This window comes from Streptomyces sp. RLB3-17 (genome assembly GCF_007113425.2).
In the GTDB taxonomy this organism is placed as follows: Bacteria; Actinomycetota; Actinomycetes; order Streptomycetales; family Streptomycetaceae; genus Streptomyces; species Streptomyces mirabilis_D.
Map to the genome: position 1 here is coordinate 10521293 of NZ_CP041610.2, position 18652 is coordinate 10539944.

Consider the following 18652-nt stretch of genomic DNA (forward strand, 5'->3'; position numbering starts at 1 on the left):
CGACAGCGTTCAGAGTGGACTTACTGGAAAGTAAGGAAGGGTCGGCCCTCTCCACAAGGGTCCGTGCACGACAAAATCATCGGAGGGACGAACGGTTCGTCCCTCCGGCGAGGGAGGAACGCGTGGCGGGCAGGATCAAACAGCCGACCGGCCGTTACGGAGGCAGGACCGCCGCGGAACGGCAGGCCGAGCGACGCTCGCGCTTCCTGGACGCCGCGCTCCAACTCTTCGGTGACAGCCCGGGGTTCAGATCCACGACCATCGCGGCGCTGAGCGAGGCGGCGGGCTTGTCCACGCGTCAGTTCTACGAGGAGTTCCGCACCCTCGAGGACGTGCTGGCCGCCCTCCACCTCCAGGTCAACGACTGGGCCGAGCAGGCGGCTCTGGCCGCCCTCGCCGACGCCCAGGACCTGCCGCTCGCCGAGCGCGCCACCGCGATCTTCCGCGCCTACGCCGCGAACGTGACGGCGGACCCGCGCCGCATCCGCATCACCTTCGTCGAGATCATCGGCGTCAGTCCGCGCCTGGAGGAGCAGCGGCTCGCCCGCCGGGCGCGCTGGGTCGACTTCATCTGCGCCGAGGCGACCGCGGCCGCCGACCGCGGCGAGGCGGTGCCCCGCGACTACCGGATCGCCGCCACCGCCTTCATCGGCAGCGTCAACGGCCTCCTGCACGACTGGCGCGCCGGCTGGGTGGCGGCCACGCTCGACGAGGTGGTCGAGGAACTGGTCCGTCAGCTGCTGGGGATCCTGCGACCGGCGGGGTGGAACCCGCACGGGCCCGGAACCCCGTGACGTGACCGCACCGTTGGTGCCGTGCCGTGCCCTCACCGTTGCTTTGCCGTGCCGTGCCGTGCCGGCCGCCGGTCGGGGTGTCCTCGAACCCGGTGGCGGATCCCGGGGGATCCACCACCGGGTTCGGGACCCGCGCGCCGCTCCCCGTCCCCACGGGTTCGGCGCAGTGGGGCGGCCTCCGCGCGAGGATGCCCCTGCCGCGCAGGCCCACGACCGGGGGAAGCCGTGGGCCTGCGCGGCCCGAGGGCCCAGAGGTGGAGCTGTGAACACGGTCGCTCCCTGGGCACCGCCCATCCTGTCCGACCGGGACCCGCCGCGTCGTCGTGCGCGTGCCGAACATCGCGCTACTCGGAATGCAGGAGATGAGCTCAGCCATGTCCTCCGGAGGTAGGACGGACGCGGGGGAGGGACCCCCTTACGGTCGTCGACCGCGGGCGGGGACCTGCTCGGGGGGGGCCTGATGGCATGATCAGGGCGTGATCGGTGAACCTGCTCAGCTCGGAGCCAAGAGGTATGTCCTGTTCGATGTCGATGGCACGTTGATCGATGCCGTGGACAACCAGCGCCGGGTGTGGCGAGTGTGGGCGGAGCGCTACGGACTCGACCCCGATGAGGTCCACCAAGTGGCCTTGCGGACGAGGCCGATGGAGACCTTCGCGCAGGTCGTTCCGGACCGTGACCCGCAGGAGTGCCTGGCCGTGCTGCACGCACTCGAGGACGAGGACGTCCGGTCCGGCGTGTACGCGGCCTTCGACGGTGCGTCCGAGCTGCTGGACGCTCTGCCGCCGGAGGCCTGGGCGCTGGTGACGTCGAACTACGAGCACCGGGTGCGCGGCCGCTTCGCCCGCACCGGCCTGCCGGTCCCGAGGATCATCGTGGATGCCGCCTCCGTCGAGGAAGGCAAACCCTCGCCCGCCCCTTATCTCCTGGCCGCGAAGCGGCTCGGTGCCCGGCCGCAGGACTGTCTGGTCATCGAGGACGCACCCTCCGGCGTGCGGTCCGGACTGCGTGCCGGGATGACGGTGTGGGGGGTCAACGCACCCGCCGCGGTGGACGGGGTGCACCGTCACTTCGGGAGCCTGCGCGAAGCGGTCCGCGACATCCTCGCCGTCACACGTCGGTCCCAAGCCGCGACCACACCATCGCCGAACCAATGAAGAACTATCCCAAATGCCGTGGCTGAAAGTCGCTCTGGTTGCCCTTCGGCCGGGGTGATCGAATCGGTGCTCGATTCAATCTCGGTGGTGAGGGGTCTCCACGTGCGTTCCATGTCCTACTTGGATCTTCATCGTAGGTATTCGATGGACATCGACGCGGAGATGCAGGCCACGCTGGAAAGACTCGCCCCTCAGGCCGACGCGGTGCGGGCCGCGGTCACGGAACTCGTACGGAGCCGGGAGTTCACCTGTCCGCTCTCGGTACTGCCGCTGATCGTGCATGCCGTGGAGACGGGCGCGCCCGAACCGGCCGTGCCGTTGGCCGTCGTGCATGAGTTGTGGTGGATCTCGGCGTGCCATCTCGACGACCTGGCCGACGGACAGAGCGCACACCTCGGGGGAGACCTCGGCGGAGCTGAGGCGCTGCTCGCCGCGTTCGTCAGCGGGACTCCACTCCCTCTGCTCGTCGTCCAGTCGCAGGCCGTCCCGGAATCGGTGCGCGGCGCCCTGTCGGCCGAGGTCGTGAAGTGTTGGATCCTCGCGGCCGAAGGCCAGTTGAGTGATCTGCGCGGAGATGCGGCGACGGCCACGCGCGACTCGGTGGTCACGGCCTACCGAGGGAAGTCCGGCGCCCCCTTCAGCATGGTCACCGCAATGGCCGCCGAATTGGCGGATGCCGAGAAGGCGAGAGTGGAGCTCTGGCGGGATTTCGGCGATATCTTCGGCATCCTGTGGCAGATGTCCAACGACCAGGAAGACATCCTGTCCGGCCGCAACGAGGACCTTCTGAACGGCACGGTGACCTATCTCCTGGCATGTGCCCTCGATACGTCCGCGTCCCGCTCCACGGCGCGCATCCTGCGGCTGCAAGCAGACGCGAGAACTTCCCGTGACGCCCGAGCGGAACTCATCGACACCCTTCTGGCACCGGTCGTTCTTGGTCGCTACGAGGACGACATCAACGAGTTCCGCGGCGAAGCGCACCGCATTCTGGACGAACTGGGTGGCGACGAGACCTACTTGTCGGTGATACGGAATCTGGTGGACGAATCGTCCAGGATGCTTCTGCGCGCCGACCTCGCGCGCGAGGTCACCGTCGGCTGACCGAGACGAAGGCCACCAGCGCGAAAGCGGCACCGAGGAGGAACACCACGCAAAGGCGCCGACGCAGTGCGCGGTACCTCGCCTCGTACTCGGCGCGCAGTTCCCGGCCGCGCCGTGCCGTCCGTTCCCAGGAGCGGCGGGTGAGGGCCAGGTAGCTGTCCGCGAAGCGTTCTTCCACCTCTTCGCGTTGGGTGTCCGTCAGGCAGGCCAGGGAATGGGTGAAGCGAGCCGCTTCCGTCCGTCCCTCGGCCTTGGTGGCCTCGATGAGCAGATGGCCCTCCAGTTCGTCGATGAGTGTCCGCGGGGACGGGGGTCGCTGGTCCATGGTCGTCATCGCAGTTCCTTGCGGGGCGTCTCCGGACGTGCGGCCGCGGCAGCGATCTCCGGGTGGTGCAGGTCGAAGGCGGGGGACTCGCTGCGGATGCGCGGCAGGGTGAGGAAGTTGTGGCGCGGCGGGGGACAGGAGGTCGCCCACTCCAGTGAGCGGCCGTAACCCCACGGGTCGTCGACCTCGACCTTCTCGCCGTACTTGGCGGTCTTCCAGATGTTGTAGAAGAACGGCAGGAGGGAACTGCCGAGGAGGAAGGAGAAGATGGTCGAGACGGTGTTGAGAGTGGTCAGGCCCTCCACCGCCAGATAGTCGGGGATACGGCGCTGCATTCCGTTCGCACCCAGCCAGTGCTGCACCAGGAACGTGCCGTGGAAGCCCACGAACAGCGTCCAGAAGGTGATCTTCCCGAGGCGCTCGTCGAGCATCTTGCCGGTGAACTTCGGCCACCAGAAGTGGAATCCGGAAAACATCGCGAACACGACCGTACCGAAGATCACGTAGTGGAAGTGCGCCACCACGAAGTACGAGTCCGAGACCGGAAAGTCCATCGGCGGCGAGGCGAGCATCACGCCGGTCAGACCGCCGAAGACGAAGGTGATCAGGAAGCCGGTGGCCCAGAGCATCGGGGTCTCGAAACTCAAGGACCCCTTCCACATCGTTCCGATCCAGTTGAAGAACTTCACGCCGGTCGGTACGGCGATGAGGAACGTCATGAAGGAGAAGAACGGGAGCAGTACGCCACCGGTGACGTACATGTGGTGGGCCCACACGGTCACGGACAGACCGGCGATGGAGATCGTCGCGGCGATCAGGCCCATGTAGCCGAACATCGGCTTGCGGGAGAACACCGGGATGACTTCGGAGATGATGCCGAAGAACGGCAGGGCGATGATGTACACCTCTGGATGGCCGAAGAACCAGAAGAGGTGTTGCCAGAGCAGGGCACCGCCGTTCGCCGCGTCGAAGACGTGGGCACCGAACTTGCGGTCCGCCTCCAGCGCGAACAGGGCGGCGGCCAGCACGGGGAAGGCCAGCAGCACCAGAACACCCGTGAGCAGCACGTTCCACACGAAGATCGGCATGCGGAACATCGTCATGCCGGGGGCGCGCATGCAGATGATGGTCGTGATGAAGTTGACCGCACCGAGGATCGTGCCGAAGCCGGAGAGCGCCAGACCCATGATCCACATGTCGGCGCCGACACCCGGCGAGCGGACCGCGTCCGACAGCGGGCTGTAGGCGAACCAGCCGAAGTCGGCCGCTCCCTGAGGCGTCAGGAACCCGCCCACGGCGATCAGCGAGCCGAGGAGATAGAGCCAGTACGCCAGCATGTTCAGCCGCGGGAACGCCACGTCGGGCGCGCCGATCTGCAGCGGCATGATCCAGTTCGCGAAACCCGCGAACAACGGCGTCGCGAACATCAGCAGCATGATCGTGCCGTGCATCGTGAACGCCTGGTTGAACTGCTCGTTCGACATGATCTGAAGCCCCGGCCGGGCGAGTTCGGCGCGCATCAGCAGCGCCATCATCCCGCCGACGCAGAAGAAGCCGAACGCCGTGACCAGATACAGGGCGAGTTCAACCAGTCGTTGCAACACCGGGCTGTTGCAGCGAGCGTAGCTGTTCTTCGAAGACCTCGGCCGGCGTCCGCCAACCCAGGACTTTGCGCGGCCGGTTGTTGATCGCCATGGCGACGGCTTCGAGGTCCGTGGACGACCACCGGGACAGATCGGTGCCCTTCGGGAAGTACTGACGCAACAGCCCGTTCGTGTTCTCGTTCGTCGGTCGTTGCCAGGGCGAGTGGGGATCGGCGAAGAACACCTTCGTCCCGGTATCGAGGGCGAACTGGGCGTGGCCGGAGAGTTCCTTTCCGCGGTCCCAGGTGAGGGTTTTGCGTAGCTGCTCGGGCAGCTGCGTCATCGACGTCCTGAGCGCCGCGTTCATCGCGATCGCGCCATAGCCCCCGAGCGAGGTGCCGTTCTTCACGGGCGGATTCTCGCCCCAGCCCTCGAGCCGGGGCAGGTGCACCAGGAGCGTGGAGCGGCTGCTGCGCTCGACCAGCGTGCCGATCGCGGAGCGACCCGTCCCGATGATCAAATCTCCTTCCCAGTGTCCGGGGACCGCGCGGTCTGCGGCCTCGGCGGGGCGTTCACTGAGGATGACGTCCGCGGTGACATGCCCCTGCGGTTTGTTCTGCGACCGTGCACGGGGAGTCCGCAGCGCCCGGCCGGTGCGCAGGCACGTGACCAGTTCCCGCTTGAGCGCGCCACGGCCCTCGATGAACAGCGCCTGGTAGATCGCTTCGTGGCTGATGCGCATGGACTCATCATCGGGGAAGTCGACAGGGAGACGGTGCGAGATCTGCTCCGGGCTCCATGCCGTCGCCCATCGTCTGTCCTGCCGGTGCGGCTTGTTCAGCCCTTTCCATGCGAGCGTCCTGGGTCCGGGGACGATCGTGTTGTCGGGGCGGCGGACGCCGCCGGCGAGCCGGTCCTGCACGTACTCACGCAACCTGTCGTTGCCTGTGAGTTTCGCGGTCTTCGGGCGCTTGGCGGCCTGCTGTGCTTTCCACTGGGCGACCGTCGCGCGGTACTCCTGCTTGCCGCTGCGCGTGGCGGCGTTGCGGCGCAGTTCGCGAGAGATCGTTCCGGGGTCACGCCCCAGGGCGCGGGCGATCTCGCGCACGCCCTTGTTCATCGCCCTGAGGATCGCGATCTCCTCGCGCTCCTCGAACGCGAGGTACCGGCCCGTGGGCTCGGCCAACGAGATCGGAGGCATGCCGCCAGCGTGACGAAACCACCTCGCACCCACCGGCCACGACACGCCGACCGCCAACGACGCCTCCACCGTCGTGACCCCCGTGGCGATCAGTCGCCAGAACTGGCGCTGCACGACTCGAGACGGATCAGGCCGCCCCGGCGAACGCATCGCCGGCCGCAACGCACGATCAGCGCGCCACTGCCGACGCCGACCCTCCGGAACATCGCTGGTCTTCAAACTCCAGTCCGCCGTGGCCACGTCGCACACCTCCGAGATCAAAGTGTTGCGACGACCAGTTGAATCCACCCAGCGTGCCGATCGTCTTGTGATCCGTGGTGGTCAGCCACTTCACCGCGGCGAGTCCAGGACGCCGCGCACGCGCGGGAAGGGCTGCGGGCGGCGTCGTCACTGTGGTGCTTTCCATGCCCCGCCTGTGTCCGCCGGCGGCCCCGCCGTCACACTTGAACGAAGCGACGAGCGTCACACCCGCACCTGTGACGATCGCGCACCTGCCGGACACCTACGGATCATGAGCAACGACGAGACCTTCGCCGCTGCCTATCGCGAGCACTACTGGGCGGTCAGCCGCTACGTGGCGAGGCGACTGGACGGCCGGAGCAGTGATGTCGAGGAGGTGGTGGCGGAGGTCTTCACCGTCGCCTGGCGGCGCCGGTCCGACCTCCCGCCGTCCCCGCTTCCCTGGCTGTACGGGGTGGCACGCCACTGCCTGGCCAACGCCGTACGCGGCTACGGGCGCCGCCGCAGGCTCCTCGACCGGATCGGCAACGACGAGAGCGCGCACGGCAGACAGGTCGTCGACAGCCCCGACTCGGCGTCGCCGGGCGACTGGGTGCACGAGGCGCTGGCCCGGCTCTCCCCGGCCGACCAGGAGGTACTGCGCCTGACCGCCTGGGAGGAACTCGGCGTCGACGAGGTCGCCGTCGCCCTCGGCTGTGGCAGCCGCGCCGCGGCCATGCGCCTGCACCGCGCCCGCCGCCGGCTCAGAACCGAGATCGACCGCATGCACATCACCGTGGCCGGCGGCCATGATTCGCCCCGCCGCGACACCCCGAAGGAGCACGGCCATGGCTGACGAACTCGACATCCTGCGCCGCGCCAACCCGGTGCCGGCCACCGACCCCCGCTTCCACGACCGCCCCCTCGACCAGCACGCGCAGCGTCGCCTCAACCAACTGCTGCACGGCGAACGGCAACCCACGAGCCCCCGTCCGCTGCGCCGCTGGGTCTGGAGCGTCGGCACCGCGGCCGCCGTCGGTGCCGTCGTCCTGACGCTCACGCTGTCGGGATCGACCACCACCCCGGCCGTGGCCGCACCCCGCCCGCTGATCGTCGAGGCGGGCTCCACCCCCGTACCCCTGGACCGGCTCGCCGACCGAGTGACCGCGTCCGCCGGCTCGCAGCGGCTCGTCCAGGGCACCCACGTACAGACCTGGAGCATGAGCCTGACCTCCGGGCCGGGGGCCCGGCCGCCGATCACCCTCCCCGCGGAACGCGTGGTCCGCTGGAAGGCCGACGGCAGTCACACGGAACTCGTCGTGGCGACCGACCCCCGTCATCCGGGCAGGCCGGTCGTCACCGACGCCGACCCCGTCCCCCGCACGGTCGAGGACGGGCACGTCCTCAGCCGGCGGACCTACCCGCCGAGCTGGAGCGACGCCCCGCCGGTGGCCCGGCCGCCGCACGACGCCGAGCGGCTGCGTGCCTACCTCGACGAGATCGACCGCATCGAGGCCATGGGTACATCCGAACTCCTCGACGCCGTAGCCGAGTTGCTGGACAACTGGACGCTGGGCGCCCGTGAGGACGCCGCGCTCGTCCGCGTCCTCGCCGACGCGAAGGGGCTGCGCCCGGCCGGAGCGGTCACCGACCGGCTGGGCAGGCAGGGGCAGGCGTACGTGTACGAGGACACCGCACACTCCGCGCGCCGGATGTTGGTCCTCGACCCGAGGAGCGGCGCCGTACTCGGGATCGAGGACACCGTCACCAAGGACGATCCCGAGTACGGCGTCAAGGCCGGGGACGTGATGTCGTACAGCGCGTGGATGCGTTGAGCGCGGACCGAAGTCCTGTGAGCGAACCCGAAACGCTGTAGCCGAACCCGAAAGGCCGTAGCCGAATCCCAAACGCTCCAGCCGAATCCGAAACGCTGTGGGCGAGGCGGAAACGCTTTACCGGAGGCCGAGTTGGCGCTCGGCCCCGGTCACGGTCTGCTCCAGCAGGACCGCGATCGTCATCGGGCCGACACCGCCCGGCACCGGTGTGATCAGCCGGGCCCGCTCGCGGGCGGTGTCGAAGTCGACGTCGCCGACGTTTCCGGGGTTGTAGCCCGCGTCGATCACGACGGCTCCCGGTTTGATGTCCTCACCGCGGATCAGCCGGGGCCGGCCCACGGCGGCCACCACGATGTCCGCCTCGCGGACGACCGAGGGGAGATCGGTCGTCCGCGAGTGGCAGTACGTCACCGTCGCGTCGCGGCCGAGCAGCAGCATCCCGACCGGCTTGCCGAGGATCGCGCTGCGCCCCACCACGACGGCGCGCCGGCCCGCCGGGTCGACGTCGTACTCGTCGAGGAGCCGCATGATGCCGCCGGGGGTGCAGGACACGAAGCCCGGCAGCCCGAAGCTCATCGCCGAGTACGAGCTGAGCGTCACCCCGTCGACGTCCTTCTCCGGCGCGATGGCCTCGAACGCCGCCCGCTCGTCGATGTGCGGTCCGACGGGGTGCTGGAGCAGGATGCCGTGCACGGTCGGGTCGCCCGACAGCGCCTTCAGCGTGTCGACCAGTTCGGCGGTGGTGGTGTCGGCGGGCAGGGCGACGTGCCGGGACTCGATGCCGGCCTTGCGGCTGCGGTTCTGCTTCATGCGGACGTAGGTGACCGAGGCGGGATCCTCGCCGACCAGTACCGTCGCGAGACACGGTGCCGTCCCCGTGCGCCCGGTGAGCGCGGCCGCGCGCTTCGCGGTCTCCTCGACGATACGGCGCGCGAGACCCGCGCCGTCCATGAGCTGGGCCTGGGACATGAGCTACTCCTGAGCGTCGCTGACACAATCGCCCAGGCGCGCGGCAAAGACCCGTTCGTCAGGCCGCTCCCCGGTGGTAGTCCACCTCAGCGCCAGTCACGGCCCGCGACCAGGGTAGCTCGTACGATCAGCTGTCCGACTCGGCGGGAGCGGGCGGCGCCGTCGGGTCGACCCCGGCCAGGAACCCCCTGGCCTGTGCCTCGGTGGTCACGGCGCCGATGGCCCCCGCCCAGCGGGCGATCTCGCGGACCATCGCGACGGCCCCGGCCTCGTCGCCCGCGTCGCGTGTCAGCACCGCCAGGAGCAGCTGCTGCGAGAGGGTGCCGGGGACGGTCCCGGCCCGGGCGCCGAGCTCGGTCGCCCTGCTCCAGCGCTCCCGTGCCCGTGCGTGGTCACCGTGATCGTGGTCGTGATCGCCGAGGTGCCGCAGCGCTTCACGGACGAGCAGGTCGTCACCGGAGTCGTGTGAGCCGCCGGCTTCACCCGTTCCCCGTGCCTCACCCGCTTCACCGGCGCTCAGCGCGGCTTCGTAGTGGCCGGGCGCGACGTCCCGCTCGGCGAAGAGGTTGTCGGCGACGAGGCCCAGATACATCTCGGCCCAGCCCCGGCGCACGTCGTCCGGGGCCTCGCCGCGCAGCCGCTCGGCGTGCGTGCGGAGGGCGTCCCGCGCGTCCGGATCCTTGCCGTCGGGTCCGGCACGGAAGGCACCGTCGACGCGCACCTGCCCGAGGTAGCCGTGACGCAGCCGGAGGAAGTCCAGATCCCAGCGGATGTCGGACTGCGCCTCATCAGCGGGTTTCCCGTCGAGGCTCGCGATGAGGACCTCGACGCATTCCTCGGCGGCGGCGAGCCGTGGCTCCGCCAGGGCGGTCCCGCCGAACCAGTCGCTCTCCAGGGCGACTTCGGCGGCGGCCAGGGCGAGGAGGGCACGGGACCTCGGATCGGTCGCCTCGCCCAAGTCGAGCAGGCGCGCAGCGCGCTCCCAACGACCGCCGATCCTCAACTCCCTTGCAGCGGCAATGAGTTCGTCGAGCGGTACGGCCGTACGAAGGGTACTTGCGGTGTTCGTCATGGCGAGAAAAGTAGTAATCAGAAAAACTATCCACAAGAAAACCATCTACGGAGTGGCGCATGGAAGATGTGAAGGCGGGAGAGGTGATGGCGGGAGAGGCGAAGTCCGCGCGGGGGCAGGCGTCGGCGGCGGACTCGGTCGACCGGCACGTCGCGGTCTGGGCGAAGGAGCTCGACTGGATGGACCCGGTCAAGGAGGAGATCTTCGTCCGGCTCGCGATCCTGGCCCGGCACGCGGCCCAGGCCCGCCGGGACGTGCTCGACTCCGACGGGCTGCAGCACTGGCAGTTCAAGGTGCTGCTGATGCTGCGCAGACTCGGCCCGCCCTACGCGGCGAGCCCCTCGCAGCTCGCCGACATGCTCGGGCTGACCCGCGGCGCCCTGTCGGCGCGGCTGGGTCCGCTGGAGGAGGAGGGGCTGATCGCCCGTACCCACCACACGGCCGACCGGCGTCGCGTGGAGGTGCGGATCACCGACGCCGGATACGCCGCGTTCGAACAGCACGCGGTGTCGGAGGACCGGGGTGAGAACGCGCTGCTCGCAGTACTGAGCCCAGCAGAGAAGCGGACGCTCGCAGACCTGCTGCGGAAACTGGTCGTGGCAGCCGAGGGCGCTGCGAGCGCGAGCGACCCATCGCGGCCTTCGCCGAGAAGGTCCAGGTCAGGCGAGAGTTGATCTGGACCTTCGGCCAGTTCCTTCCTACTCGTCCCATGCCTGGAGCAGCGTATGTTCGACGATCTTGCCGTCCCGCAGCGAGATCATCGAGCTGGCGAGTACCCGCACGCCGTCCGGGTACTGGCAGGACTCGGTGAACGCGACGTGGTCGCCCTGGACGACACACTCTTCCAACTTGTGGGTCATGTCGCGGCTGTAGACGTCGTTGAGCATTTCGGCGATCTCGCCGCGACCGTGTTTGATCATCGGGTGACTTGGCTGGGTGTTGCGGTCGACGATGGTCATTTCCGCGTCGTCCGCATAGAGCGACAGGAGATCCGCCGCATTGTGTCCTTCTATGCCCCGGCGTAGCGCTTCGGTGTCGAAGGCGGGGCCTGCCATGGTGCCCATGTCGACCTCCTTGGAAGGCCGCGATCCGCTAAGGAAGGGACCGCGAAGGGCCTCTCTACCGAGCCTCCTCCGCCCCATGGCCCACGGCAAGCCCAGCCGGTGCGATGCGCCTCTCGGGTGAGGGGCGGGGGACGGCCGTGACCGCGCGCCGTCCGGGACCGTTGCTGCAAGCATGATCTCAACACGACGTATGGTCGCCGCCGTTGGTCTCGCCGTCGGTGTCACGGGTCTCGCCGCGCCGATGGCGTCCGCGGCCGAGGCCCCGGACGCGGGGAAGCTGAACCCGATCACCCAGCTCGACGCGCTCGCCGTCAGCGACATCCCCGCGGAGCACCAGGCCGACATCCCGCGAATCTCCGAGCAACTGGGCGGACTCAACCGCCTGAACGACCTCAACCAGTTGCACCAGGTCACCGACCTGGTCGCCCCGGTCACCGGACTCCTCCCGGGCCTCCAGGCCTAGGCCCTGTCCTTCGGGTCGGGCCTTGGCCTGTCCGCCCGCGTCCGCCCCCGGCACCCCGTGCCGGGGGCAGACATATGTGTCCCGGGTCGAGTGAAGGAAACTTCGTACGGAGAACGCGCGACGATCCGCTCTCCTCAGCCCGCCGTCGCGAGGAACTGGGTCGCGGCCAGCTCCGCGTAGAGCGGGTCCCCGGCCACCAGTTCCCGGTGGGTGCCCACGGCGCGTACGCGGCCCGCGTCCATGACGACGATGCGGTCGGCCATCGTCACGGTGGACAGCCGGTGCGCGACCACCAGGACCGTGGTCGTGCGGGCCACATCGGCGACCGTGTCGCGCAGCGCGGCCTCGTTCACCGCGTCGAGCTGCGAGGTCGCCTCGTCCAGGAGCAGCAGCCGGGGGTGGCGCAGCAGCGCGCGGGCGATCGCGACCCGCTGGCGTTCGCCGCCGGACAGCTTGGTGCCGCGGTGCCCGACGAGGGTGTCCAGGCCGCGCGGCAGCCGGGCGACCAGCCCGTCGAGCCGGGTCGTCTTCAGCACACGTGTGACATCGGCGTCGTCGGCCTCCGGGTTGCCCAGCAGCAGGTTGTCACGCAGGGAGCCGGACAGGACCGGGGCGTCCTGCTCCACGTACCCGATGGCCGACCGGAGCCGGGGCAGGTCCCACTGCTCCAGGGGAAGGCCGTCGACCGTGATGACGCCCGCCTCGGGGTCGTAGAACCGCTCGATCAGCGAGAACACGGTGGTCTTGCCGGCGCCGGAGGGGCCGACGAAGGCGGTCATGCCTCGGGCGGGGACGGAGAAGGTCACGCCGTGGTGGACGTACGGCAGGTCGTCGGCGTACCGGAAGCGGACGTCGTCGAAGGCGAGCGCGGCCGGCGCGGCGCCGGGGGTCGGCAGCGGTGCGGGCAGCGCGTCCGGTTCGGCGGGCAGTCGCAGCGCCTCCTGGATGCGGGCGAGCGCGGCGGCGCCGGTCTGGTACTGGGTGATCGCCCCCACGACCTGCTGGATCGGCGACATCAGATAGAAGACGTAGAGGAGGAAGGCGACCAGCGTGCCGACTTGGATGGCGCCGGTCGCGACCCGTGCGCCGCCCACCGCGAGGACCGTGATGAAGGCGATCTGCATCGCGAGACCGGCCGTGTTGCCCGCTGCGGCCGACCACTTGGCGGCCCGTACGCTCTGCCGCCAGGACTCCTCGGCCGCCGCGTGGATGGTCTGCTCCTCCCGGTGCTCGGCACCCGACGCCTTGACCGTGCGCAGCGCGCCCAGGATCCGCTCCAGCGAGGCGCCCATCACGCCCACGGCGTCCTGGGCCTGCTTGCTGGCCCGGTTGATGCGCGGCACGATCACGCCGAGCACCGTGCCCGCGCACAGGATCACCCCCAGGGTGACGCCGAGCAGTACCACGTCGACCAGGCCCATCATCACCACCGTCGCCACCAGGGTGAGGCCGCCGGTGCCGATGCCCACCAGCGAATCGGTGGTGACCTCGCGCAGCAGCGTGGTGTCGGAGGTGATGCGGGCCATCAGGTCGCCCGGTTCGCTGCGGTCCACGGCCGGTATCCGCAGCCGCAGCAGATACGAGGACAGGGCGCGCCGCGCGCCGAGCACCACCGACTCGGCGGTGCGCCGCAGTACGTACGAACCCAGCGCCCCCACCGCGGCGTTGGTGACCACCAGCGCCGCCATGCCGATGAGCGCCCGCCCGATGGGCCGGTCGTGCGACAGGTCGTCGATGAGCCCCCGGGCCACCAGCGGCAGCACCAGACCGGTGGCGCCCGTCGTCAGCGCCAGCAACGCGCCCGCCAGCAGCGCCCATCGATGCGGTCGTACGTACCCGAGGAGCAGCCGCCAGGCGGGCGGTCCGGCGTGCGGCTCTGCGATGCTCACGGTGCTCCTAGCGGGAGTTCGGTGCGGAGCATTCAGGCTACGTCGGCGCGGCCTCCGGAGGGGAACGGGCCACCCGGTGTCAGAGGCGGCCTCGCCTGCCTCACCAGTGACACAGTCCTACGGGGAGCACAGGCCCGAGCTTTCAGGGAGCGAATCTACAACACCTTTCCGGAATCCTTACCAGTCCTCCCCCGTTGACACCCCGCGCCCGCCCTCCTAGGGTCACGCCTACGTTCCGAACGTGTGACGACATTTCGAACGGTTGAAAGGCAACTGCCCTGTGCATCACCGGAGTTGGAACACGTGTGGACGTAACCCCGCGGCGCGGCCCGACGTACGTTCAGGTGCGCACCGGCGGAGGGGTCACGCGAATCGGCAAGACCCGGATGTCTGGGCCACGGCGCGTCGATCGGCGATCCGCGAGGCGCCGAGGCTCATGAGGCCCAACTCCACAATGTTGCCCAGAACCTGACCGTCAGTCATCTCGCCGGGGAATACTGGTGGCTCACTCCCGTGGAGATGCGCACCAAAGACCCCGACGACCTCGGTGGTTGCGTGCGGATCTGCAAGGTCGCCGAGCCGATCCGCCGCGGCGCACCGCTTCACCTCACGTTCGGGTTGTTCAGGGCGTCCGGGATCCACCCGTACGGCACCCATACGCGGGGATCTCATTCCGGCTGCGGCACGGCACCGACTCGCGCTCGACCCGCTCGTCGGCCGCCCGGCTCGCTCCACCCTCGCCTCCTCACAGACATCTGACACGCCGTCATCTTTCTCAACGACGAGAAGAACAAGGAACGATCACCATGCGCAATCGCAGAGCCGCCTTCGCCGCCATCGCCGGAACTGCCTCCGTCGCCCTCACCATGTCCGCCTGCGGCGGCCAGAGCAGCACGGGCAGCTCCAAGGGCGGCACGATCGGCATCGCCATGCCGACCCAGGCCTCCGAGCGCTGGATCACCGACGGCAAGAGCGTCGTCAAGGACCTACAGGCCAATGGGTACAAGACCAAGCTGGTGTACGGCGAGAACGACCCGGCAACCCAGGTCTCGCAGATCGAGAACCTGATCACGCAGGGCGTCAGCGCACTGATCATCGCGGCCATCGACAACAAGTCGCTGAACAAGGTGCTCCAGCAGGCCGCCGACGCGAACATCCCGGTGATCTCCTACGACCGGCTCATCCTCGGCACCAAGAACGTGACCTACTACGCCTCCTTCGACAACGAGCAGGTCGGCCGGCTCCAGGCCCGCTTTATCATCGACAAGCTCGGCCTGGAGCACGGCAAGGGTCCGTTCAACATCGAGCTGTTCGCCGGCTCCAGCGACGACAACAACACCAAGTACTTCTTCAGCGGCGCGTTGCACCTTCTGCAGCCGTTCCTGGACAGCAAGCAACTGGTCGTCCGATCCGGCGAGACCGCGCTCAACCAGGTCACCACCCTGCGCTGGGACGGTGCCACCGCGCAGAAGCGCATGAACAACATCCTCGCCACGTCGTACAAGACGAAGACGGTGGACGCGGTCCTGTCGCCGTACGACGGCATATCCATCGGCGTCCTGGCGGCGCTGAGGTCGAACGACTACGGCTCCCTCAGCAAGCCCCTCCCGGTCATCACGGGGCAGGACGCCGAACTGGCCTCGGTCAAGTCGATCATCGCGGGTCAGCAGGCGCAGACCGTCTACAAGGACAGCCGACTGCTCGCCGATGTCGCCGCGAACATGGTCGACGACGTGCTCAACAAGAGGAAGCCTCAGCTCAACGACACCAGGACCTATGACAACGGCGCCAAGGTCGTGCCCGCCTACCTGCTGCAGCCCATCAGCGTCGACAAGACCAACTACGACAGTGTTCTGGTCGCGGGCGGCTACTACACCGACGCCGAGCTCAAGTAGCCGAACGGCCATGGCCTGTCATGCCGCCCAGCGCACGCAGGACCGTCCTCCCCTGGACGCCGTCGCGGATCGTACCGGTGCTGCGCCCGTGGCGAGCAGTCGGTGGAGGGCCGGGCCCATCTGGGAACGGGCGTTGTCGAAGACCGGCGAATCCGTCGCCATGATGCGTCCCTCGGTGACACACAGGGGGCATGGACCACGCTGTCCATGCCCCCTGCGCAGGGCGGTTTACGGTGCGTCCACCACCGTGCCCGTCAGCACGGGACGGCCGGGAAGCGGTTCGGCGTTGTCGTCGGTCAGCGCGAGGCGTAGCGACTCGGCCGGCTCGGCCAGTTGGTCGGTCACCGTCGGCACGGTGAAGTCGGCGGTGGTGTTCCCGGCCGGGATGTCCGTCCCCAGCCACAGGTTCGCCCGGGAGAGCGCGCGCTCCGGGTCGGGGAGCTCACCTGCGCGGTCCATCAGCCACCGCGGGTCCACGTCCTTGGTGGACAGCTCGGCGCCCTCGGTGACCGCAAGCACCCGCATCGGCTGCAGGATGTCCACCTCGGCGGGTTCGGAGAGCGAGAGCCGCCACGTCAGCGTCCCTCCCTCGGTCACCCGGTCCGTGACCGGCGTCAGGGTGACCGAGGGCGCGGGGTCGTCGTTCACCGCGGTGACCCCGCCCCGGTACGAGCCGATGACGGCGCCGCGCACGGCCTTCGCGACGACGTCGTACTGCTCGTCATAGCCGAAGCGTGTGTCGCCCTTCACCTTCACGGGCACGTCGATGGGGGAGCTGCCCGGCCGTACCGTGACCAGCTCGTCCTTGGCCTGTCCGGTGTCCGGGTCGAGGACGGAGAAGCGGACCGTGCCGCTGCCGTGCCCGGAGACCTGGACCGGGATGTGGTAGGTGAGGGTGCCCGAGTCGCCCTCCTTGACGGTGAGTCGGCCGATGTCGACGCGCGGCAGCGTCGCGGCCCTGGCCGCCGGGGTACCGGGCGCCCAGCCCCAGGCATCCAGAAGCCAGGCCCGTCCGGACGGTGAACGCGGTGTCAGATCAAGGGACTTGACGTACCTCAGGTCGAGGCCGGCGCGGATGGCCGCGGTGAGCGGGACGCGCAGCTCGCGCGCCCAGTAGGAGGCGGTGCGGTCGGTGCCCGGCAGCCCGTCGACCTGGACCTGGCCGAGCTCGGCCCGGCGGCCGTTGGAGTCGGTGACGGCCACGTCCAGCTCGGTGCCGGTCGTGTTCGGCGGCACGAACACGCGAAGCGCAAGGCTCTTGGCGCCCGAAAGGGACACCGGAGCGGCGGGACGGATCTTTGTCGGCGCGCCCGGCGCCGACCACTTCAGCGCGACCGCGCCGCGGCCGGCCTCCTTCTCCGTCCACCACCGCGCGAAGTGCGGCGACCTCCCCGCGGCGTCGGGGTCGAGGCATGCCACGGCCGGGTCGGGGTCGAGCGCCGAGCACAGCCTGCCGCCGGTCACCTTCACCGGGGCGTCGGGCAGGAAGCCGCCCGTGCGGCGGGCGCCGACCGCGTGGGTCAGCACGCGGGCCGGGTCGGCCGAGGGGGCGCGCCGGCCCGAGCCGTCGAGGAGCGGGCGCACCCGGTCGTCGCCGGCGACGAACAGTCGTGCCGCGGCGGCGATGTAGGTGGCGCCGGCCTGGTGCTGCTGGTCGGCGGTCAGCCGGGTGCGGGCGCCCGTGGAGCACACCGGGTCGGGCCGCTGTTCCGGGTCGTCCCAGAAGTCGTCGAAGGAGGGTGCCTCGGACTTGCCCGGCGTCCACTCGGTGTTGAAGAAGTTGTGGTCGGCGCCGACCACGTAGACGGCGCTGTGCAGGGCGGTGCCCCGGCCGACCCCGCGCGTCCCGTCGACGTACACCTCGCCCTGGAGGTCGGAGACGTCGCCGTCGCAGCCGGGGAGGATCGTCGTGGACGGTACGTCGGCCACCGGATTCTGGCCGAAGATCGTCGGTCCGATGAGGACGGTCCCGCGGATCTTCCAGCGCACCGGGCCTTGGTAGCCGTCCTGCGCGGCGGGCGGCGGGTAGAGGCTGTCCATGGCGGCCCGGTTGACGCCCTCGCCGCCGCGCGAGTGGCCGACGAGCAGCACGCGGGACAGGTCGGCCTTCGCCGCGTCGGGCACGGCCGCCGGGGCGGTGCCCGGGTGGGCGGCCCAGCCGGCCCACTGGGCGAGGTGCTGTCGCACCAGCGAGGAGCGCGCCTGCGCACCGCCGTCCTCGACGTCCCCGTCCTGGCCGTTGATGCCGTTCGCCGAGATCGACACCGTCACATAGCCCTGCGAGGCCAGCAGCTTCTGGTCCTTCAGGTAGCCCCTGTGGCTCGGGATCGGCCGGGTGCCGGCCGAGCAGGGCCACTCGAGGGTCACGTCGTCCTCGGACCCGCCCGGCTTGAAGCAGGTGGCGTGGCGGCCGTGGAGGAACAGGGCGAGCGGTCGCCTGCCGGTGGCGCCGGTGGGCGCGACGACGACGGCCTGCATCTCGACCGGCCGGGCGAAGCCGGGGAGCTTCACCGGGTCGAGGTGGTACTCGCCGGTGACCGTGCGGTACCCGCCCGGTCTGCCCGGGTCCACGGAGTTCGCCGGGAGTGGGGCCGGGGGCTGCGCGACCGTCAGGGAGTTCCTCGGTCTCTCGCCGGTGTTGTCGGCAGGTGCGTCCAACCGGCGTCCGGCCGCCAGGACTTGAAGATCCTTGAGCGGGGTGGCTCCGTGGAGGGCGAGTCGGAACGTGTGGCCGTCCTTGGCCTCCTTCGGTAGGCCGAGCAGTCGGCCGGCCGCGTGGAACTCGACACGGGCGTCGCCCACGGGCACGGGCCTGTCCGACCGCCAGACCAGCTCACGCGCGACGCCCTTCCCGGTGACGCGCCAGCCCGGCGGCAGTGCGCTGTCCGCCCTCTGCGTCAACGGCTGCACCTTGGACGGATGTTGAGCCTGGGCCAGTCCCGGTGAGCCCGCCAGGGCCGCGAGAACGGCCACGGCGGTGACCGCTATGCGCCGGGTACGGTTCAAGGATCCCCCTCCTCACACTTCGAGCGCGGGCGCCCCGTCGATACCGGGAGCCCCTCGCGCCTCGAAGGAAGGGAAA

Annotated in this window: 16 protein-coding genes, 2 pseudogenes and 1 riboswitch; of the genes and pseudogenes, 8 read left to right on the forward strand and 10 right to left on the reverse strand. The window is 69.7% G+C overall.

Features of this window, described 5'->3' with window-relative positions; genetic code table 11:
- Positions 1-122: 122 nt before the first annotated feature.
- From FNV62_RS47365 to FNV62_RS47375, 3 genes are all read left to right on the forward strand, one after another.
- Positions 123-794, forward strand: a complete 672-nt coding sequence (locus tag FNV62_RS47365; protein ID WP_054236550.1) for a TetR/AcrR family transcriptional regulator — start codon at positions 123-125, stop codon at positions 792-794.
- Positions 795-1270: 476 nt separating this feature from the next.
- Positions 1271-1951, forward strand: coding sequence for an HAD family hydrolase (locus tag FNV62_RS47370; protein WP_143629661.1), 681 nt, complete (start codon positions 1271-1273; stop codon positions 1949-1951).
- Between the two features lie 144 nt (positions 1952-2095).
- Positions 2096-3055, forward strand: a complete 960-nt coding sequence (locus FNV62_RS47375) for a polyprenyl synthetase family protein (protein WP_225900644.1) — start codon at positions 2096-2098, stop codon at positions 3053-3055.
- Here the strand turns inward: FNV62_RS47375 and FNV62_RS47380 are convergent.
- The 4 genes and pseudogenes from FNV62_RS47380 to FNV62_RS56335 all read right to left on the reverse strand — a co-directional run.
- Positions 3042-3389, reverse strand: coding sequence for a hypothetical protein (locus tag FNV62_RS47380; protein WP_143610390.1), 348 nt, complete (start codon positions 3387-3389; stop codon positions 3042-3044). The two genes, FNV62_RS47375 and FNV62_RS47380, sit on opposite strands and share 14 nt — an antisense overlap.
- Positions 3386-4981, reverse strand: a complete 1596-nt coding sequence (ctaD, locus tag FNV62_RS47385) for a cytochrome c oxidase subunit I (protein WP_225900645.1) — start codon at positions 4979-4981, stop codon at positions 3386-3388. Before ctaD ends, FNV62_RS47380 begins: the two co-directional genes overlap by 4 nt.
- On the reverse strand, positions 4965-6164 hold the full coding sequence (locus tag FNV62_RS47390) for an IS30 family transposase (RefSeq protein WP_186003052.1): 1200 nt from the start codon (positions 6162-6164) through the stop codon (positions 4965-4967). The genes ctaD and FNV62_RS47390 overlap by 17 nt, the downstream gene beginning before the upstream one ends.
- Before the next feature lie 244 nt (positions 6165-6408).
- Positions 6409-6666 (reverse strand): annotated as a pseudogene (locus FNV62_RS56335) (hypothetical protein); the annotation flags it as partial.
- Between the two features lie 9 nt (positions 6667-6675).
- Between FNV62_RS56335 and FNV62_RS47400 the strand changes: the two are divergent.
- Positions 6676-7239 carry an RNA polymerase sigma factor gene (locus FNV62_RS47400; protein ID WP_143604272.1) on the forward strand — a complete coding sequence of 188 codons (564 nt, stop codon included), beginning with the start codon at positions 6676-6678 and terminating at the stop codon, positions 7237-7239.
- On the forward strand, positions 7232-8218 hold the full coding sequence (locus FNV62_RS47405) for a CU044_5270 family protein (RefSeq protein ID WP_143604273.1): 987 nt from the start codon (positions 7232-7234) through the stop codon (positions 8216-8218). Before FNV62_RS47400 ends, FNV62_RS47405 begins: the two co-directional genes overlap by 8 nt.
- A gap of 117 nt (positions 8219-8335) precedes the next feature.
- Here the strand turns inward: FNV62_RS47405 and FNV62_RS47410 are convergent, their stop codons facing one another.
- Together FNV62_RS47410 and FNV62_RS47415 are read right to left on the reverse strand one after the other, a co-directional pair.
- Positions 8336-9187 carry a bifunctional 5,10-methylenetetrahydrofolate dehydrogenase/5,10-methenyltetrahydrofolate cyclohydrolase gene (locus tag FNV62_RS47410; protein ID WP_097287921.1) on the reverse strand — a complete coding sequence of 284 codons (852 nt, stop codon included), beginning with the start codon at positions 9185-9187 and terminating at the stop codon, positions 8336-8338.
- Between the two features lie 23 nt (positions 9188-9210).
- Positions 9211-9297: riboswitch (ZMP/ZTP riboswitch) on the reverse strand.
- 17 nt (positions 9298-9314) lie between these two features.
- Positions 9315-10259 (reverse strand): hypothetical protein, encoded by a 945-nt coding sequence (locus tag FNV62_RS47415; protein WP_143629667.1) that lies wholly within the window; start codon positions 10257-10259, stop codon positions 9315-9317.
- A gap of 59 nt (positions 10260-10318) precedes the next feature.
- On the opposite strand from FNV62_RS47415, the gene FNV62_RS47420 reads away from it, so the two are divergent.
- Positions 10319-10933: a MarR family winged helix-turn-helix transcriptional regulator gene (locus FNV62_RS47420; RefSeq protein WP_263986809.1), complete on the forward strand. Its 615-nt coding sequence runs from the start codon at positions 10319-10321 to the stop codon at positions 10931-10933.
- Between the two features lie 24 nt (positions 10934-10957).
- Here FNV62_RS47420 and FNV62_RS47425 read toward each other — a convergent pair whose 3' ends face one another.
- Positions 10958-11323: a nuclear transport factor 2 family protein gene (locus tag FNV62_RS47425; RefSeq protein WP_054236542.1), complete on the reverse strand. Its 366-nt coding sequence runs from the start codon at positions 11321-11323 to the stop codon at positions 10958-10960.
- A 172-nt stretch (positions 11324-11495) separates the two neighbouring features.
- Between FNV62_RS47425 and FNV62_RS47430 the strand changes: the two genes are divergently transcribed.
- Positions 11496-11786, forward strand: coding sequence for a hypothetical protein (locus FNV62_RS47430; protein ID WP_054236541.1), 291 nt, complete (start codon positions 11496-11498; stop codon positions 11784-11786).
- Positions 11787-11920: 134 nt separating this feature from the next.
- Here the strand turns inward: FNV62_RS47430 and FNV62_RS47435 are convergent, their stop codons facing one another.
- Entirely contained in the window at positions 11921-13675 is a 1755-nt protein-coding gene (locus FNV62_RS47435) for an ABC transporter ATP-binding protein (protein WP_097287924.1), read from the reverse strand.
- A gap of 806 nt (positions 13676-14481) precedes the next feature.
- Between FNV62_RS47435 and chvE the strand changes: the two genes are divergently transcribed.
- Positions 14482-15570 (forward strand): multiple monosaccharide ABC transporter substrate-binding protein, encoded by a 1089-nt coding sequence (gene chvE / locus FNV62_RS47445; RefSeq protein ID WP_143629669.1) that lies wholly within the window; start codon positions 14482-14484, stop codon positions 15568-15570.
- Between the two features lie 13 nt (positions 15571-15583).
- Here the strand turns inward: chvE and FNV62_RS58210 are convergent.
- Both FNV62_RS58210 and FNV62_RS47450 read right to left on the reverse strand, forming a co-directional pair.
- Positions 15584-15735, reverse strand: a pseudogene (locus tag FNV62_RS58210) (TetR/AcrR family transcriptional regulator); the annotation flags it as partial.
- Positions 15736-15798: 63 nt separating this feature from the next.
- Positions 15799-18576: a hypothetical protein gene (locus tag FNV62_RS47450; RefSeq protein ID WP_143629671.1), complete on the reverse strand. Its 2778-nt coding sequence runs from the start codon at positions 18574-18576 to the stop codon at positions 15799-15801.
- Positions 18577-18652 lie beyond the last annotated feature (76 nt).

Excerpts from the sequence above, each read along its gene's own strand:
- FNV62_RS47380 (WP_143610390.1), bottom strand. The coding sequence starts at position 3,389 with ATGACGACCATGGACCAGCGACCCCCGTCCCCGCGGACACTCATCGAC.
- chvE (WP_143629669.1), top strand. The coding sequence starts at position 14,482 with ATGCGCAATCGCAGAGCCGCCTTCGCCGCCATCGCCGGAACTGCCTCC.
- FNV62_RS47375 (WP_225900644.1), top strand. The coding sequence starts at position 2,096 with ATGGACATCGACGCGGAGATGCAGGCCACGCTGGAAAGACTCGCCCCT.
- FNV62_RS47405 (WP_143604273.1), top strand. The coding sequence starts at position 7,232 with ATGGCTGACGAACTCGACATCCTGCGCCGCGCCAACCCGGTGCCGGCC.
- FNV62_RS47415 (WP_143629667.1), bottom strand. The coding sequence starts at position 10,259 with ATGACGAACACCGCAAGTACCCTTCGTACGGCCGTACCGCTCGACGAA.
- FNV62_RS47410 (WP_097287921.1), bottom strand. The coding sequence starts at position 9,187 with ATGTCCCAGGCCCAGCTCATGGACGGCGCGGGTCTCGCGCGCCGTATC.
- FNV62_RS47425 (WP_054236542.1), bottom strand. The coding sequence starts at position 11,323 with ATGGGCACCATGGCAGGCCCCGCCTTCGACACCGAAGCGCTACGCCGG.
- FNV62_RS47420 (WP_263986809.1), top strand. The coding sequence starts at position 10,319 with ATGGAAGATGTGAAGGCGGGAGAGGTGATGGCGGGAGAGGCGAAGTCC.
- FNV62_RS47430 (WP_054236541.1), top strand. The coding sequence starts at position 11,496 with ATGATCTCAACACGACGTATGGTCGCCGCCGTTGGTCTCGCCGTCGGT.
- FNV62_RS47400 (WP_143604272.1), top strand. The coding sequence starts at position 6,676 with ATGAGCAACGACGAGACCTTCGCCGCTGCCTATCGCGAGCACTACTGG.
- FNV62_RS47390 (WP_186003052.1), bottom strand. The coding sequence starts at position 6,164 with ATGCCTCCGATCTCGTTGGCCGAGCCCACGGGCCGGTACCTCGCGTTC.